General features: G+C 60.3%; 16 protein-coding genes. 14 read left to right on the plus strand and 2 right to left on the minus strand.

All coding sequences use genetic code 11. The features are described 5' to 3' along the window. Positions 1–91 precede the first annotated feature (91 nt). The 5 genes from rplU (at position 92) to J5M72_RS06615 (ending at position 3,845) form a co-directional block, all read left to right on the plus strand. Complete coding sequence (gene rplU / locus J5M72_RS06595; protein WP_003228361.1) at positions 92–403, plus strand: 50S ribosomal protein L21; 312 nt, start codon at positions 92–94, stop codon at positions 401–403. Between the two features lie 35 nt (positions 404–438). Further along, positions 439–696 (plus strand): 50S ribosomal protein L27, encoded by a 258-nt coding sequence (rpmA, locus tag J5M72_RS06600; RefSeq protein WP_003228360.1) that lies wholly within the window; start codon positions 439–441, stop codon positions 694–696. 193 nt (positions 697–889) lie between these two features. Next, a complete protein-coding gene (gene cgtA / locus J5M72_RS06605) occupies positions 890–2,113 on the plus strand; it encodes an Obg family GTPase CgtA (protein ID WP_169431983.1) in 1,224 nt (407 codons plus the stop codon). A 137-nt stretch (positions 2,114–2,250) separates the two neighbouring features. Then, positions 2,251–3,369 carry a glutamate 5-kinase gene (proB, locus tag J5M72_RS06610; protein WP_085712194.1) on the plus strand — a complete coding sequence of 373 codons (1,119 nt, stop codon included), beginning with the start codon at positions 2,251–2,253 and terminating at the stop codon, positions 3,367–3,369. 11 nt (positions 3,370–3,380) lie between these two features. Next, positions 3,381–3,845: a CreA family protein gene (locus tag J5M72_RS06615; RefSeq protein WP_169431982.1), complete on the plus strand. Its 465-nt coding sequence runs from the start codon at positions 3,381–3,383 to the stop codon at positions 3,843–3,845. Positions 3,846–3,960: 115 nt separating this feature from the next. On the opposite strand, the gene rpsT is transcribed toward J5M72_RS06615, so the two are convergent. Next, complete coding sequence (gene rpsT, locus J5M72_RS06620) at positions 3,961–4,233, minus strand: 30S ribosomal protein S20 (protein ID WP_003228351.1); 273 nt, start codon at positions 4,231–4,233, stop codon at positions 3,961–3,963. 252 nt (positions 4,234–4,485) lie between these two features. Between rpsT and murJ the strand changes: the two genes are divergently transcribed. From murJ to ispH, 6 genes are all read left to right on the plus strand, one after another. After that, on the plus strand, positions 4,486–6,024 hold the full coding sequence (murJ, locus tag J5M72_RS06625; protein WP_207864754.1) for a murein biosynthesis integral membrane protein MurJ: 1,539 nt from the start codon (positions 4,486–4,488) through the stop codon (positions 6,022–6,024). A 129-nt stretch (positions 6,025–6,153) separates the two neighbouring features. Beyond that, entirely contained in the window at positions 6,154–7,092 is a 939-nt protein-coding gene (ribF, locus tag J5M72_RS06630; protein ID WP_007959537.1) for a bifunctional riboflavin kinase/FAD synthetase, read from the plus strand. 13 nt (positions 7,093–7,105) lie between these two features. Beyond that, on the plus strand, positions 7,106–9,937 hold the full coding sequence (gene ileS, locus J5M72_RS06635) for an isoleucine--tRNA ligase (protein ID WP_169431980.1): 2,832 nt from the start codon (positions 7,106–7,108) through the stop codon (positions 9,935–9,937). Further along, positions 9,930–10,442, plus strand: coding sequence for a signal peptidase II (gene lspA, locus J5M72_RS06640; RefSeq protein WP_085712189.1), 513 nt, complete (start codon positions 9,930–9,932; stop codon positions 10,440–10,442). Before ileS ends, lspA begins: the two co-directional genes overlap by 8 nt. Before the next feature lie 7 nt (positions 10,443–10,449). Further along, positions 10,450–10,887: an FKBP-type peptidyl-prolyl cis-trans isomerase gene (fkpB, locus tag J5M72_RS06645; RefSeq protein ID WP_169432708.1), complete on the plus strand. Its 438-nt coding sequence runs from the start codon at positions 10,450–10,452 to the stop codon at positions 10,885–10,887. Positions 10,888–11,042: 155 nt separating this feature from the next. Beyond that, the gene (ispH, locus tag J5M72_RS06650) at positions 11,043–11,987 is read left to right on the plus strand and encodes a 4-hydroxy-3-methylbut-2-enyl diphosphate reductase (RefSeq protein ID WP_169431979.1); all 945 of its coding nucleotides are present in this window, start codon (positions 11,043–11,045) and stop codon (positions 11,985–11,987) included. Here the strand turns inward: ispH and J5M72_RS06655 are convergent. After that, positions 11,959–12,513: a GspH/FimT family pseudopilin gene (locus J5M72_RS06655; RefSeq protein ID WP_207864756.1), complete on the minus strand. Its 555-nt coding sequence runs from the start codon at positions 12,511–12,513 to the stop codon at positions 11,959–11,961. The genes ispH and J5M72_RS06655 overlap by 29 nt on opposite strands. Positions 12,514–12,643: 130 nt before the next feature. Here J5M72_RS06655 and J5M72_RS06660 point away from each other — a divergent pair, with 130 nt between their 5' ends. The 3 genes from J5M72_RS06660 to J5M72_RS06670 are packed head-to-tail and all read left to right on the plus strand — an operon-like array spanning position 12,644 to position 14,273. Then, complete coding sequence (locus J5M72_RS06660) at positions 12,644–13,117, plus strand: GspH/FimT family protein (RefSeq protein ID WP_207864758.1); 474 nt, start codon at positions 12,644–12,646, stop codon at positions 13,115–13,117. Further along, entirely contained in the window at positions 13,114–13,563 is a 450-nt protein-coding gene (gene pilV, locus J5M72_RS06665) for a type IV pilus modification protein PilV (RefSeq protein ID WP_207864760.1), read from the plus strand. The genes J5M72_RS06660 and pilV overlap by 4 nt, the downstream gene beginning before the upstream one ends. Beyond that, positions 13,560–14,273, plus strand: a complete 714-nt coding sequence (locus tag J5M72_RS06670) for a prepilin-type N-terminal cleavage/methylation domain-containing protein (protein ID WP_169431975.1) — start codon at positions 13,560–13,562, stop codon at positions 14,271–14,273. Before pilV ends, J5M72_RS06670 begins: the two co-directional genes overlap by 4 nt. Positions 14,274–14,278 lie beyond the last annotated feature (5 nt).

The following is a 14,278-nucleotide window of genomic DNA, read 5'->3' on the forward strand; positions in this document are numbered from 1 at the left end:
TGCACTTGGGCCGTTCCAGCCCCATGCAGCCATGCCAGCCAATACCTCTTCTTATAAAGAGCTGGGTGAGCAGGATTATCGGAGAAATACCATGTACGCAGTAATCGTTACCGGCGGTAAGCAATACAAGGTCGCTGAAGGTGAATACCTGAAGATCGAAAAACTGGAAGTCGCTACTGGCGAATCCGTGACTTTTGACCGCGTTCTGTTGGTCGCCAATGGCGACGACGTGAACATCGGCGCACCTGTTGTTGCTGGCGCAACCGTCAAGGCTGAAGTGATCTCCCAAGGTCGTCACGATAAAGTCCGCATCATCAAGTTCCGTCGCCGTAAGCACCACATGAAGCGTATGGGCCACCGCCAGTGGTTCACCGAGATCAAAATCACCGGTATTCAGGCTTAATTACAGCCTAATTCCTCACTAGGAGAATTGAACTCATGGCACACAAAAAAGCTGGTGGTAGTACCCGTAACGGTCGCGACTCAGAAGCCAAACGCCTTGGCGTGAAGATGTATGGCGGCCAGGTCATCAAGGCCGGCAACATCATCGTGCGTCAGCGCGGCACCCAATTCCACGCTGGTTACGGCGTTGGCATGGGTAAGGATCACACCCTCTTCGCGAAAATCGAAGGCGTGATCAAGTTTGAAGTAAAAGGCGCCTTCGGTCGTCGTTACGTGAGCGTTGTCGCAGCCTAACTGCGAGAGTGCTGGAGAAGCCCTGTCTTGCGACGGGGCTTTTTCGTTTGTGGGGTGAGTCTCTTGCAAAGCTGTTTGTATGGGCTGCCGGCGTGCGATGCAGGTCGTGGATTGGGGTCGCTGCGCTCATTTTTGCAAGAGTCTTATGTCTTGATTGTTTTTCGGCTCGTCCGTACGGCGAGAGGCGTTGGTTATGAAGTTTGTTGATGAAGTATCGATCCGCGTAAAGGCTGGCGACGGCGGCAATGGCTGCATGAGTTTCCGTCGGGAAAAATTCATTGAAAACGGCGGCCCGAACGGGGGTGACGGCGGCGACGGCGGTTCCATCTACATGATGGCCGATGAAAACCTGAACACCCTGGTGGACTACCGCTACACCCGACACTTCGATGCCGAGCGTGGCTCCAACGGCGGCAGTACCGACTGCACCGGCAAGAAGGGTGAGGATCTGATCCTGCGTGTGCCGGTTGGTACCACCATCATCGACTCTGCTACCCAGGAAGTCATCGGTGACCTGACCAAGTCCGGTCAGAAACTGATGGTGGTGCAGGGCGGCTGGCACGGTCTGGGCAATACCCGTTTCAAATCCAGTACCAACCGTGCGCCGCGCCAGACCACGCCGGGCAAGCCGGGCGAGCAGCGTGACCTGAAGCTGGAGATGAAGGTTCTGGCTGACGTCGGCCTGCTGGGTCTGCCGAACGCCGGTAAAAGTACCTTTATCCGTTCCGTGTCGGCCGCCAAGCCGAAAGTCGCCGATTACCCGTTCACCACGCTGGTGCCGAACCTGGGTGTGGTCAGCGTCGACCGCTGGAAAAGCTTCGTCATCGCCGACATTCCGGGTCTGATCGAAGGTGCTTCCGACGGCGCTGGTCTCGGTATCCGTTTCCTCAAGCACTTGGCGCGTACCCGTCTGCTGCTGCACCTCGTGGACATGGCGCCGCTGGACGAAAGCAGTGCGCCGGACGCCGCTGAAGTGATCGTCAACGAACTGATCAAGTTCAGTCCGTCCCTGGCGGAGCGTGACCGCTGGCTGGTGCTGAACAAGTGCGACCAGATCCTTGAAGAAGAGCACGAAGAGCGCGTCAAGGAAATTGTCGATCGTCTGCAATGGGAAGGTCCGGTCTACGTGATCTCGGCCATCGCCAAAGAAGGCACCGAGCGCCTGACGCGCGACATCATGCGCTACCTGGAAGATCGTGCCGATCGCCTGGCCAATGACCCGGCCTACAAGGAAGAGCTGGCCGATCTCGATCAGCGCATCGAAGACGAGGCCCGTGCCCAGTTGCAGGCGCTGGATGACAAGCGTGCCCTGCGTCGCAGTGGCGTGAAGTCGGTCCACGACATCGGTGACGATGACTGGGACGAAGAAGATGTGGATGACGAAGACGGTCCGGAAATCATTTACGTGCGTGACTGATTCGTTGAAGTAAACTTAAGCGCCGCTCAATCGAGCGGCGTTTTGGTATCTGGAAATCGATTGTTGGTCACGAGTAACCACGAATAACGTCACGGGCAGCGCTGGGTCGCGCTGTCCTCAAGCTAAGGTTGAAGATGATGCGGAGCAAGGTGACAGGTGCGCAGCGTTGGGTCGTGAAGATCGGCAGCGCTTTGCTGACAGCGGATGGCAAGGGCCTTGATCGCAAGGCGATGGGCGTCTGGGTCGAGCAGATGGTGGCTTTGCATGAGGCTGGCGTCGAGTTGGTGCTGGTGTCCTCCGGGGCGGTGGCGGCCGGCATGAGCCGTTTGGGCTGGACCGCACGACCCAGTGCGATGCACGAACTCCAGGCTGCTGCGGCAATTGGTCAGATGGGGCTGGTGCAGGCCTGGGAGTCGAGCTTTGCCGAGCATGGCCGGCACACGGCGCAAATTCTTCTGACCCACGACGATCTGTCCGACCGCAAGCGCTACCTGAATGCCCGCAGCACCTTGCGTGCACTGGTCGAGCTGAAAGTCATCCCGGTGATCAACGAAAACGACACCGTGGTCACCGATGAAATCCGTTTCGGCGACAACGACACGCTCGCTGCGTTGGTGGCCAACCTGGTCGAGGCTGATCTGCTGGTAATCCTGACGGATCGCGACGGCATGTTCGACGCTGATCCGCGCAACAATCCCGACGCGCAGCTGATTTACGAAGCGCGTGCCGATGATCCGACTTTGGATGCGGTGGCGGGCGGAACCGGCGGTGCGCTGGGGCGTGGCGGCATGCAGACCAAGCTGCGCGCGGCGAGGCTGGCGGCGCGTTCCGGAGCGCATACCATCATTGTGGGTGGGCGTCTGGAGCGAGTGCTTGATCGTCTGAAGGCGGGCGAGCGAATCGGTACGCTGCTGTCGCCAGAGCGCGGCATGCTGGCGGCGCGCAAGCAATGGCTGGCCGGTCATCTGCAAACCCGCGGCACGCTGGTGCTGGATGACGGTGCGGTTTCTGCGTTGTCGGAAGGTCACAAGAGTCTGCTGCCGGTTGGCGTCAAACTGGTTCAGGGCAGTTTCCGTCGAGGTGAGATGGTGGTTTGCGTGGCGCCGGACGGTCGTGAGATCGCCCGTGGCCTGGCCAACTACAGCGCGCTGGAAGCACAAAAAATCATCGGTCAGTCGTCGGATGCGATTGTCGGTTTGCTGGGTTACATGGCTGAGCCGGAGCTGGTTCACCGTGACAACCTGATTCTGGTCTGAGGAAAAGCGCAATGCGCATGGCAAAAGGATTGTTGGGTCTGTTGATGGCGTTGCCATTGCTGGCCTCGGCCGAGGAAATCGGCCAGGTATCGACGGTGTTCAAGTTTGTCGGGCCGAACGACCGGATCGTGGTCGAGGCGTTCGATGATCCAAAGGTCGAGGGGGTGACCTGCTACCTGTCACGCGCCAAGACGGGTGGCGTGAAGGGTGGCTTGGGTCTGGCCGAGGATCGCGCCGAGGCGTCCATTGCCTGTCGTCAGGTGGGGCCCATCAGCTTCAAGGGTGAGCTGAAGGATGGCGAGGAGGTGTTCAAGGAGCGCACTTCGCTGGTGTTCAAAACCATGCAGGTCGTGCGTTTCCTCGACAAGAAGCGCAATACGCTGGTGTATCTGGTCTACAGCGATCGCCTGATCGAGGGGAGTCCGCAGAATGCGGTGACGGCGATACCGATTCTGCCGTGGGCATCGGCTCATTGATTGAGCGCAAAAAAAACGAGGAGCGTGTTGGCTCCTCTTTTTTTGCATTGTTTTTTGCCAAATTGCAGGCAATAAAAAACCGACCCTGAGGTCGGTTTTTTAATGACTACGTCGCTTAGGCAGCTTCTTTCAGTGCCTTGACGTGGCCATTCAGGCGGCTCTTATGACGAGCAGCCTTGTTCTTGTGGATGATGCCTTTATCGGCCATACGGTCGATAACTGGCACAGCCAGAACGTATGCAGCTTGAGCTTTTTCAGCGTCTTTTGCGTCGATGGCTTTAACTACATTCTTGATGTAGGTACGAACCATGGAACGCAGGCTGGCGTTGTGGCTGCGACGCTTCTCAGCCTGTTTTGCACGTTTTTTGGCGGAAGGTGAGTTGGCCACCGTCGAGCTCCTCGAAAGACTTTTTAGGAAATAGCAAACAAAATAGGCCGCGAATCATGCCGATGAAGAGATGTCTTGTCAAGGGCGCTTGAGACGTTCCGCTAAGTGGTAGGTATAAAGAGGCGGGATATTTATTTCCGGCGCTTGACCTGTAAACTCGCGAGCTTTGGCTCTGTGCTGTTGCGGCGCGGAGTATCGCACAAGTAGGCGCATTGTTCGCCTGCTGTTTATCGACAGGCACAAATTCCTTCAATGAATCTGCTCAAATCGTTGGCCGCCGTCAGCTCTATCACGATGCTTTCCCGGATTCTCGGGTTTGTTCGCGACACGCTCATTGCCCGCACCTTCGGCGCCGGAATGGCGACCGACGCCTTCTTTATCGCCTTCAAACTGCCCAATCTGCTGCGCAGGATCTTCGCCGAGGGGGCGTTTTCCCAGGCTTTTGTGCCGATCCTGGCCGAATATAAAAGCCAGAAGGGCGAAGAGGCGACCCGCACCTTTATTGCCTACGTTTCCGGCCTGCTGACCCTGGTACTGGCGCTGGTCACCGCGTTGGGCATGATCGCCGCGCCCTGGGTGATCTGGGCCACGGCCCCCGGTTTTACCGATACGCCGGAAAAATTCCAGCTGACCTCCGACCTGCTGCGCGTCACCTTCCCTTATATATTGCTGATTTCCCTGTCGTCCCTGGCCGGTGCGATTCTCAATACGTGGAACCGCTTCTCGGTGCCGGCGTTCGTGCCGACCCTGCTGAACGTCAGCATGATCGTGTTTGCGCTGTTCCTGACGCCGTACTTCGATCCACCGGTCATGGCTCTAGGCTGGGCCGTGCTGGTCGGTGGTCTGGCGCAGTTGCTCTATCAACTGCCACACCTGAAAAAGATCGGCATGCTGGTGCTGCCACGCCTGAGTCTGCGCGATACCGGCGTATGGCGGGTGATGAAGCAGATGTTGCCGGCGATCATCGGCGTCTCGGTCAGCCAGATTTCCCTGATCATCAACACCATCTTCGCCTCGTTCCTGGTGGCGGGCTCGGTGTCGTGGATGTATTACGCCGACCGCCTGATGGAATTGCCGTCCGGCGTGCTGGGGGTGGCACTGGGCACGATCCTGCTGCCGACCTTGGCCAAGACCTACGCCAGCAAGGACCGCCATGAATACTCGCGGATTCTCGACTGGGGCCTGCGGCTGTGCTTCGTGCTGGTGCTGCCGTGCGCGCTGGCGCTGGGGATACTGGCGGAGCCGTTGACGGTTTCGCTGTTCCAGTACGGCCAGTTCAGCGGGTTTGACGCGGAGATGACTCAGCGGGCGTTGATTGCCTACTCTGTCGGCTTGCTCGGGATTATCGTGATCAAAGTGCTGGCGCCAGGCTTTTATGCGCAACAGAACATCCGTACGCCGGTAAAAATCGCAATCTTCACCCTGGTGGTTACTCAGCTGTTCAACCTGGTGTTGATCGGTCCGCTGGCCCACGCCGGTCTGGCCCTGGCAATCAGTGCCGGTGCGTGCCTGAACGCAGGCCTGTTGTTCTATCAACTGCGCAAACAGCAGATGTATCAACCGCAGCCGGGCTGGCTGAAATTCGGTTTGAAACTGTTGCTCGCGGTGGCGGTGATGTCGGCGGTGCTGGTGATCGGCATGCATTTCATGCCCGCGTGGGATCAGGGCCACATGCTGGAGCGCTTCCTGCGTCTGGGGGTGCTGGTCGTTGCCGGCGTGGTCGCTTATTTCGGCATGTTGCTGTTGCTCGGTTTCCGCCTGCGCGACTTCAATCGCAAGGCCTTGAGCTGAGGTTTCACCCTTGAAAAGCGGACGCGAGCCGGCAGTTTTGTCGGCTCGTTCACTTTGGGTTACGGTGTTGCCTGTCGTCGGCCGTCGGGTGTGGTTATAATCGGCCACTTTATGAGCAAGAAGCGCGTTATGCAGCTGGTTCGAGGCCTCCACAATCTGCGCCCCCAGCATCGGGGCTGCGTCGCCACTATTGGCAACTTTGACGGTGTTCACCGTGGTCACCAGGCCATCCTGGCCCGACTGCGTGAGCGTGCGCTCGAGTTGGGCGTACCCAGCTGCGTGGTGATTTTCGAGCCGCAGCCACGGGAATTCTTTGCCCCGGAGACCGCGCCGGCGCGCCTGGCCCGGTTGCGCGACAAGCTGCAACTGCTGGCCGCCGAAGGCGTCGACCGGGTTCTGTGCCTGGCGTTCAACCAGCGCTTGAGCAAGCTCAGCGCCAGCGAGTTCGTTGATACCATCCTGGTTGATGGCCTCGGCGTGCAGCATCTGGAGGTCGGTGACGATTTCCGCTTCGGTTGCGACCGTCTCGGCGATTTCGATTTCCTGTTGCAGGCCGGGCAGGTCCACGGTTTTACCGTGGAAGCGGCGCAAACCGTCGAGCTGGACGGCATTCGCGTCAGCAGCACTCAGGTGCGCAACGCGTTGGCCGCCGCCGATTTTGCCCTGGCCGAGCGTCTGCTTGGCCGCCCGTACCGGATTGCCGGTCGTGTGCTGCATGGCCAGAAACTGGCCCGCCAGTTGGGTACGCCCACGGCGAACATTCAGCTCAAGCGCCGTCGCGTGCCGTTCACCGGTGTTTACCTGGTCGACGTCGACATCGACGGCAAGACCTGGCCCGGCGTCGCCAATATCGGCGTGCGGCCCACGGTGCAAGGTGATGGCAAGGCCCACCTTGAAGTACATCTTTTGGATTTTGCCGGCGATCTGTATGACCGGCGTTTGACGGTGGTTTTCCACCAGAAGCTGCGTGAAGAGCAGCGTTTCGCCTCCCTGGAGGCATTGAAAACGGCGATCAGCGCGGATGTCGCCGCCGCCCGTGCACTAGCCGCACCTAGCGCCCATCGCTAATGAAGAGCCTTAAATGACCGACTATAAAGCCACGCTAAACCTTCCGGACACCGCCTTCCCAATGAAGGCCGGCCTGCCACAGCGCGAACCGCAGATCCTGCAGCGCTGGGACAGTATTGGCCTGTACGGAAAGTTGCGCGAGATTGGCAAGGATCGTCCGAAGTTCGTCCTGCACGACGGCCCTCCGTACGCCAACGGTACGATCCACATCGGTCACGCACTGAACAAGATTCTCAAGGACATGATTATCCGCTCGAAGACCCTGTCGGGCTTCGACGCGCCGTATGTCCCGGGCTGGGATTGCCACGGCCTGCCGATCGAGCACAAGGTTGAAGTGACCCACGGCAAGAACCTGGGCGCGGACAAGACCCGCGAGCTGTGCCGTGCCTACGCCACCGAGCAGATCGAAGGTCAGAAGACCGAATTCATCCGTCTCGGCGTGCTGGGCGACTTCGCCAATCCGTACAAGACCATGGACTTCAAGAACGAGGCCGGTGAAATCCGCGCCCTCGCCGAAATCGTCAAGGGCGGTTTCGTGTTCAAGGGCCTGAAACCGGTGAACTGGTGCTTCGATTGCGGTTCGGCCCTGGCCGAAGCGGAAGTCGAGTACGAGAACAAGAAGTCCTCGACCATCGACGTCGCGTTCCCGATCGCCGACGAAGCCAAACTGGCTGCCGCGTTCGGTCTGCCGTCGCTGGGCAAACCGGCCTCGATCGTGATCTGGACCACCACCCCGTGGACCATCCCGGCCAACCAGGCGCTCAACGTTCACCCGGAATTCACCTACGCGCTGGTCGACATCGGCGACAAGCTGCTGGTGCTGGCTGAAGAGCTGGTCGAATCGTGCCTGACCCGTTACGGCGTCGAAGGCACCGTGCTGGCGACTGCACCGGGTTCGGCGCTGGAACTGATCAACTTCCGTCACCCGTTCTACGACCGTCTGTCGCCGGTGTACCTGGCCGACTACGTGGAACTGGGCGCCGGCACCGGTGTGGTTCACTCCGCCCCGGCCTACGGTGTGGACGACTTCGTGACCTGCAAGAAATACGGCATGGTCAACGACGACATCCTCAACCCGGTACAAAGCAACGGCGTCTATGTGCCGTCGCTGGAGTTCTTCGGCGGCCAGTTCATCTGGAAGGCCAACCCAGCCATCGTCGAAAAACTGACCGAAGTCGGTGCGCTGCTGCACACCACCGTCATCGAACACAGCTACATGCATTGCTGGCGTCACAAGACCCCTCTGATCTACCGCGCTACCGCGCAATGGTTCATCGGCATGGACAAGGAGCCGGTGTCCGGTGACACCCTGCGTCAGCGCTCGCTCAAAGCGATCGAAGACACCAAGTTCGTCCCGGCCTGGGGCCAGGCGCGCCTGCACTCGATGATCGCCAACCGTCCGGACTGGTGCATCTCCCGTCAGCGCAACTGGGGTGTGCCGATCCCGTTCTTCCTGAACAAGGAAAGCGGCGAGCTGCACCCTCGCACCGTCGAGCTGATGGAAGAAGTCGCCAAGCGCGTCGAAGTCGAAGGTATCGAGGCCTGGTTCAAACTCGACGCTGCCGAACTGCTGGGCGATGAAGCGCCGCAGTACGACAAGATCAGCGACACCCTCGACGTCTGGTTCGACTCGGGCACCACGCACTGGCACGTCCTGCGCGGTTCGCACCCGATGGGCCACGAGACCGGTCCGCGTGCCGACCTGTACCTGGAAGGTTCGGACCAGCACCGTGGCTGGTTCCACTCGTCCCTGCTGACCGGTTGCGCCATCGACAACCACGCGCCGTACCGCGAGCTGCTGACCCACGGCTTCACCGTGGACGAGTCCGGCCGCAAGATGTCCAAGTCCCTGGGCAACGTGATCGCGCCGCAGAAAGTCAACGACACCCTGGGCGCCGACATCATGCGTCTGTGGGTTGCCTCGACCGACTACTCCGGCGAAATGGCGGTGTCCGAGCAGATCCTGCAGCGCAGCGCGGACGCCTATCGTCGTATCCGTAACACCGCGCGTTTCCTGCTTTCCAACCTGACCGGCTTCAATCCGGCCACCGACCTGCTGCCGGCCGAAGACATGCTGGCACTGGATCGCTGGGCGGTGGATCGCACCCTGCTGCTGCAACGCGAGCTGCAAGAGCACTACGGCGAATACCGTTTCTGGAACGTCTACTCGAAGATCCACAACTTCTGCGTGCAGGAGCTGGGTGGTTTCTACCTCGACATCATCAAGGACCGCCAGTACACCACCGGCGCCGACAGCAAGGCCCGTCGTTCGTGCCAGACCGCGCTGTTCCACATCTCTGAAGCGCTGGTGCGCTGGATCGCGCCGATCCTGGCCTTCACCGCCGACGAACTGTGGCAATACCTGCCGGGCGAGCGCAACGAATCGGTGATGCTCAACACCTGGTACGAAGGTCTGACCGAGTTGCCGGAAGGCTTCGAGCTGGGTCGCGAGTACTGGGATCGCATCATGGAAGTGAAGGTGGCGGTCAACAAGGAGATGGAAATCCAGCGCGCGGCCAAGGCTGTCGGTGGCAACCTGCAAGCCGAAGTGACGCTGTACGCCGAAGATGCCCTGAGCGCCGACCTGGCCAAACTCAGCAACGAGCTGCGCTTTGTACTGATCACTTCGACTGCCAGCGTTGCGCCGTTCGTACAGGCTCCGGCCGAAGCTGTGGCCACCGAAGTCAGCGGCCTGAAGCTGAAGATCGTCAAATCGGCCTTCCCGAAATGCGCCCGTTGCTGGCACTGCCGTGAAGACGTCGGCGTGAACCCGGAGCATCCGGAGATCTGCGGCCGTTGCGTGGACAACATCGATGGCGCTGGCGAGGTTCGTCACTATGCCTAATGCCGTTGGCCGTTTCGGACGGCTGAGCTGGCTCTGGTTGAGCTTGCTGGTTCTGGTCATCGACCAGGCCAGCAAGTTCTACTTCGAAGGCAAGCTCGAGATGTACCAGCAGATCGTGATCATTCCCGATTACTTCAGCTGGACCCTGGCTTACAACACCGGCGCGGCGTTCAGCTTCCTGGCCGACAGCTCCGGCTGGCAGCGCTGGCTGTTCGCCCTGATCGCGGTGGTGGTCAGTGCGGTGCTGGTGGTCTGGCTCAAACGCCTGGGCCGCAACGAAACCTGGCTGGCCATCGCGCTGGCGCTGGTGTTGGGCGGCGCGCTGGGCAATCTGTATGACCGCATTGCTCTGGGCCATGTGATCGACTTCATTCTGGTGCACTGGCAGAACCGCTGGTACTTCCCGGCGTTCAACTTCGCCGACAGCGCCATCACCGTTGGTGCGGTGATGCTGGCACTGGACATGTTCAAAAGTAAAAAAACCGGAGAAGCCGTTCATGACTGAACAGGTATTGGCTGAGCAACGCATCGGCCAGAACACGGAAGTCACCTTGCACTTTGCATTGCGCCTGGAGAACGGCGACACGGTCGACAGCACCTTCGACAAGGCCCCGGCGACCTTCAAGGTCGGCGATGGCAACCTGCTGCCGGGTTTCGAGGCGGCGCTGTTCGGCTTCAAGGCCGGAGACAAGCGCACGCTGACCGTCGAGCCGGAAAACGCGTTCGGCCAGCCGAACCCGCAAAACGTGCAGGTCATGCCGCGCTCGCAGTTTGCGGACATGGAACTGTCGCCGGGTCTGCTGGTGATCTTCAACGATGCGGCCAATACTGAGCTGCCGGGTGTGGTGAAAGAGTTCGACGACGCGCAAGTGACCGTCGACTTCAACCACCCGCTGGCCGGCAAGACGCTGACCTTTGACGTGGAAATCTTCTCCGTCAAAGCCGTCTGAGTAACACAGCAGAACCCCTGTGGGAGCGGGCTTGCTCGCGAATGCAGACTGACATTCAACATAAAAGTTGTCTGGCACACCGCTTTCGCGAGCAAGCCTGCTCCCGCAGGGATTGCAATGATCTATTTTCTTGCGCGCAAGACACGAGGCACAGCATGCAAATCAAACTCGCCAACCCCCGTGGCTTCTGCGCCGGCGTGGACCGGGCGATCGAAATCGTCAACCGCGCCCTGGAAGTGTTCGGGCCGCCGATCTACGTGCGTCATGAAGTGGTGCACAACAAGTTTGTCGTCGAGGACCTGCGCAGTCGTGGCGCGATCTTCGTCGAGGAGTTGGATCAGGTGCCGGACGATGTCATCGTGATCTTCAGTGCCCATGGCGTCTCGCAAGCCGTGCGTACCGAAGCCGCCGGCCGTGGCCTCAAAGTGTTCGATGCCACCTGTCCGCTGGTGACCAAGGTGCACATCGAAGTCGCCAAATACAGCCGCGACGGTCGTGAATGCATCCTGATCGGCCACGCCGGTCACCCGGAAGTCGAAGGCACCATGGGCCAGTACGACGCGAGCAACGGCGGCGCGATCTACCTCGTCGAAGACGAGAAGGATGTTGCCGAGCTGCAGGTACGCGACCCGGAAAAACTGGCCTTCGTCACCCAGACCACGCTGTCGATGGACGACACCAGCCGGGTCATCGACGCCTTGCGCACGCGTTTCCCAGCCATCGGTGGGCCGCGCAAGGACGACATCTGCTACGCCACGCAGAACCGTCAGGACGCGGTCAAGCAACTGGCCGACGAATGCGACGTGGTGTTGGTGGTCGGCAGCCCGAACAGCTCCAACTCCAACCGTCTGCGTGAGCTGGCCGAACGCATGGCCACCCCGGCCTACCTGATCGATGGCGCCGAAGACCTGCAGAAGAGCTGGTTCGATGGTGTCGAGCGTATCGGCATCACCGCCGGCGCCTCTGCACCGGAAGTATTGGTGCGCGGCGTGATCCAGCAGTTGCAGGCCTGGGGTGCCACCGGTGCCGACGAGTTGGCCGGGCGTGAAGAGAACATCACGTTCTCGATGCCTAAAGAGCTGCGCGTACGCTCGATCTGACCGCTTTATCCTTTCGACACAGCGCCTGTTCAGCCTTTTCGCTGGCCAGGCGCACGCGACCGGTCGCCGCCAGCACCAGTTGAAGCTGGCTGACCGGCTCGCGGGTCGAACAGATGTGTAGTTTTCCTGCCTGAAATGCCCGCCCGGGCATCAGCGGTTGCCCCAGACTGCTGAAGCGTATGTACCGACTGACGAACCAGTTGCCGACAATGGGTATTCGCCCGTCACTGGCGTGCTCGACCAGCAGCGGATTGCTGCTGTCTTCCGCACCCTTGCCACTGACATCCAGAATGATCCGCCAGCCCCGGCTCCAGTCCCCGTCGATGCCATGAATCACCACGCTCTGATTGCGCGTGATCGCCTGAGTGCGGGCATTGCGGATCCCGCTGATCAGCGACTCTGCCGCCTGCTGTCGATGGTTTGACTCCTTCAGTGTGGCGAGCGCCGGACTGACCAGCGACAGAACAATTGCGCCGATCGCCAGTCCCATGAGCAGTTCGACCAGAGTGAATCCCTGTTGCGGCATGAGCAGTTCCTCCTTGATGCAGGGTGTTCGACGCGATCCGTGCGCCGGGCAGGGCAAATCAACCGACGTAACCCGGTCGAATGTTCTAGGTTTACTGGGCAGGTATAGCCGACGGCAACGGAGGGCATCGATGGATCATCGTACAAAAGGTTTCACGCTGATCGAGGTGTTGGTGGCGGTCGCATTGGTTGTGATCCTGATCACGATGGCCGTCCCGGCGTTTACCCGATCGATCCAGGGCAGCAAGGCCGACACCGAAGTCGGCGACCTGCAACGGGCCCTCAATTACGCAAGGCTCGAGGCGATCAACCGGGGCATCACCACTCGCTTGCGGCCGAGCGCCGGCGGCAGCGTCTGGACCGGCGAGCTGTCGGTCTATGACAGTACTGGCACTCCGGCCAATGTATTGCGGGTTGTTCCAGCGATGAGCAGCGGCGCGACTCTGACGCTAACCTCAGGAGTGACCGCGCTGGATTTCAACAATCTGGGAGGGCTGGCAACACCGTCCACGGCGGTGGTGTTCAGTTATACGCTGGGAACGCAAAGCAGGACGCTGAACGTGTGTCTGAACGGACGAATTCAATCGGGTGGAAGCTGCGGATGAGGGCAGGGAGCAAGCACGCACAGGAGGGCATGACGCTGATCGAAGTGCTGGTCGCGTTGTTGATTCTGACGGTCGGGTTACTGGGGGCGGCGGCGGTTCAGCTCAATGCGCTGAAATACACCGACAGCTCGCGGATGACCAGTCAGGCCAGTTTCATCGCCTACGACATGATGGACCGGATCCGCGCCAACTCGGGCGCCGACTACACCGTCACACCACCGACCACGGGCAACCTGAGTGTCGCCCGGGATCAGGATCTCTACGATTTCACCACCAATATCGTCAATTTCGGCGGACCGACCGCCACCGGCAGCATCACCCTCAATCAACGCGTGTACACCATCACCATCACCTGGAGTGACGTACGCGCCGCCAATACGAGCAGTGCAACCCGCAGCTTTGTCCTGACCAGCCGCGCTGCGGTCGACCCGGTGGCCACGCCATGAAGCGCCATAATCTGGGCTTCGGCCTGATCGAAATGCTGGTCGCGCTGGCGCTGGGGCTGATCGTGGTGCTCGGCGTGGTGCAGATCTTCCTGGCGGCGAAAAACACCTACGTCAGCCAGAACAGCGCCGCCGCCATGCAGGAAGACGCGCGGTTCGTGCTGAGCAAGATGATCCAGGAACTGCGCATGGTGGGCATGTTCGGCTGTCTGGGCACGATTACCGATTCCAGCTCGGCGGGGGATTTCACGGCGGCTCAGATCATGCCGATCAGCTGGGACAACGCCAATCTCAAGCTGACCCTGGTCACCGCCGATGTGGGCAGCGCGGGTGGGACGCCGACCTGGACCGTGGTCTCCGATTGCCGCAACAGCGCCATTGCTTATACCGGCGCACGGACAGCAGCGACGGGGCAGATCGCGTTCCCGATCCGTCGTCTGATCTACAGCTTCAGCAACAACCAGATTCTGATGGGCACCGGCAGCGGGAATCCGGCCCAGCAGGTGCTGGTGAACAACGTCAGTGCGTTTTCCGTGATGTTCGGTCTGGCGAGTTCTGCGACCGATGTCGCGGCGTCCACCTACAGCGCCAATCCCGGTGATCCGGCGCGGATCCGCAGCGTGCGCCTGAGCCTGACCCTCACTGACCCGAACAATCGGGTCAGCAATCAAACCTTCAACGTGGTTGCCGCCTTGCGCAACCGCTTGCAGTGAGGGGC

The sequence above is a fragment of the Pseudomonas sp. 58(2021) genome (genome assembly GCF_017491585.1).
Classification (GTDB): domain Bacteria; phylum Pseudomonadota; class Gammaproteobacteria; order Pseudomonadales; family Pseudomonadaceae; genus Aquipseudomonas; species Aquipseudomonas fluorescens_BT.